The 2779-nt window shown below is 61.8% G+C and carries 2 protein-coding genes; both read right to left on the bottom strand.

Going from position 1 to position 2779, the window contains the following annotated elements:
• Positions 1-1391, bottom strand: a 1391-nt coding sequence (locus tag ACXRVY_RS22985; protein WP_458238324.1) for a tetratricopeptide repeat protein, incomplete at its 3' end; no start/stop codon positions are given.
• Positions 1388-2779 (bottom strand): glycosyltransferase family 2 protein (locus ACXRVY_RS22980; RefSeq protein ID WP_458238323.1); only part of this gene is annotated, 1392 nt, incomplete at its 5' end. The genes ACXRVY_RS22985 and ACXRVY_RS22980, both read right to left, overlap by 4 nt.

Genomic DNA, 2779 nt, shown 5'->3' with positions numbered 1-2779 from the left:
GCATACAACCCCGCCAACCGTTGCAGCAGGGGCGTCGGCAGCTTGCCGCCGTGGCGGTCGAAGGCGCTCTCGAGCAATTGCTGCGCATGTTCGCGCTGGCCGGCTTTCAGCGCCAGGTAGGTCGCCTGATTGAGCGAATCGAGGTTGCCGGTCTGCTGGTAATGCCGCTCCCAGAATGCCGCCGCCTCGGTATCGTGATCCGATGCCTGGAGCAGTTCAGCGCGGCGTTTGACCACGTCGGCGGTCTGCGGCTGGCTGGCGAGGTAGGCCATGACTTTGTCGCTGCGGCCTTCCTCCTGCCAGACGTCGAGCAGGTGTTCGCGGCGTCGCGTGTCCCAGGGCTCCGGCAGACGGGTCGTTTGCAGCAGGTCGGTGGCTTGCAGGCGCTGGGYGAGGACCAGCCACGCTTGCGGATTTTCTTCGGGCTGGCAACCTTTCAACTGGGTCAGTGCCGCTTGCGGATCGCGACGCGACAGCCAGTCGGCGGTCTCCAGGCACGGCCGCTGCAACTCACCACTCAAGCGTTGTACCGTGGCGCTGTCGCCGGTTTGCCGCGCCAGTTCCCACAGACGCTGGCGTTGCGCCGGATTGGCAAGATCGGCGGGCGGCAGCGATTGCATCCAGCGCTGCGCCTGCTGGACCTGGCCCATGGCAATCGCTCGGTCAACCATGGCCAGTCGGGTCTTGCGCGCGGCTTCCGGGCTTGGCGCCGTTTGCAGCAATTGCTGCAAAGGTTGCTCGTCGAGGCGTTGCRCGTAGGCGTTGGCCAGGCGTTGCCAGCTTTGGGCATCGAGTTGTTGTTTTGCGGCCAGGGGCGCGAGTTCCTTGATGGTGCTATCCCAATCGTGCAATTGCTCGGACCAATTGGCCCGGGCCTGTTGCAGCGCTTGCTCATCACCCTTGGGTGGCAGTTGCGCCAGCCAGTCATGGGCCGAGGCCGCGCCACCGCGCTTGGCCAGGCTGGCGCTGTAGGCCTGCCATAGGCGCACCCGCTGTTCCAGATTGCTGGAGGCTATCCATTGCTCCACCTGTTTTCTGTCCGGCGGATCCTGTTCGATCCAGGCCAGGCGCAGGTTGAGCAGGGCTTCGCTGTTGGCCGGGGTATCCTGCAGCGCTTGCACGGCGTCTTCGTAGCGTTGCTGCTTGACCAGCGATTGCACCAGCAGTGCCCGTGCTTCATCATTTCCTGGCACTTGGCYCAGCAGGTGACGCATCAGCCGTTCGACTTCCTTCCAGTTGCCGTTTTTCGCTTCGCGGTAACTGCGGTCCATATAGGGGTAACTGCGGAACTGATCGAAATCGGTCAAGGGTTCGGCTTGCACCCACGTCGGCGTGTTCAGGCAGAGCAACAGGCTACTGGCCATCAAGGTCTGACGATGGACAGGCTTCATGCGGCCTCCCGGGCAATGCAGTAGGCAGCGTGCTGCTCGCTCGCCTGATCGACCAAGGCCTGTTCGAGAATTTCCTGTGTAATCATGCCGCGTTCAATCAAGTGTTCACCTAAAGCCATTCTTTCCGCATCGAAATCGATCAGCGCCTGATTGAACAGGGTTGGCGGCACCATGCCGCGTACTTGCAACAGATTGCCCAGCAATACCTGGTGATGGCTGACGCGCTCGATCAGGTCTTCGTCGTCCTGATTTTTTTCGAGCACCTCAAGCATCTGATGTACTTCTTCGTTTTGACGAGGGCTGGCGTACCAGTAGCGGATCCCCAGCGTCACCCGGCCTTGTGGGGCAAGGCGGCAACGCACCGGGCGCTTCAGTTGACGGCTGATGGCTCCCAGGGACACCTGGCTCACCGGCCCTTCGGAGGCCAGTACCAGGGTTTCGTTTTCCTCGCCGACCGGCAGCACGCCGTAGTGCGTGGCGATTTTGCGCGGCACGGCGTCGATCAGGCGTTTGTCGAGCTTGAACGGATTGAGTGGCGCCCATTCCAGGTCCAGTTGTTCGGCCAGAGCCTGCACCAGTTGCGTGGTGTCGATGTGCCCGCGCAGCAGTAGTTCCTGACCCAGGCGCCGGCGTACCGGGTTGGTGATCGCGGCTTCGAGTTGATCTTCAGAGAGCAGGCCTTTTTCCACCAGACGATGGCCCAGCGGGGTGCGTTGGGCCTCGGCCAGGGCCGGAAACTCATGGGTGGTCTTGTCCCAGGCGACGCGCCGGGAATCGCCCATTTCCATCACTTGGCGCAACGCCCGAAGGTTGGCGAAGAAATTGACGAAATTGCTCCACACCATCCGGGGGGCCGACAGTAGTCCTTCGCCCAGTCCGTAAAAGCGGGTGACAAACCAACCGCGCTGGAATAGACGATTGAGCAGCATGAAACCATTGAGCCACAGCAGGCCCACCAGCAACGCGCTGTCAGAGAGGATCGAGGGGAACCGCCAGGCATTCGGCGCGAACTCGGTGACCAGCCACAGCGCGAGCATCACCACCAGCAGAATGTTCACCAGGAAGCTCAACAGGTACGCAATCAGGCCACGGCGGTCGCGCCACAGAAAATAATTGAGCATGCCTTTGCGGCTCCAGCCCAGATTCTTGGTGCCCTGGAACACAATGCCGACGATCCAGCGCGACTTCTGCCGGATCGCGTACTGCAAGTCCCGGGGAAAGTGCTCGCGCACGCAGATCACCTGGGAAAAGGCGCGGTCCATGCCGAACACCCAGGGTTGTTCCAGTGCCAGTTTCGGGTCGGTCACCGAATAGCGGGCAAAGATGCACTTCATGCCTTTTTGCTTGAGGCGAAAACCGATGTCGTAGTCTTCGGTCAGGCTCTGCAC

This window comes from Pseudomonas sp. P5_A2_2 (assembly GCF_054177685.1).
Note: the sequence above shows the minus strand (reverse complement) of the source record. Positions and strands in the feature narration are given on the sequence as shown.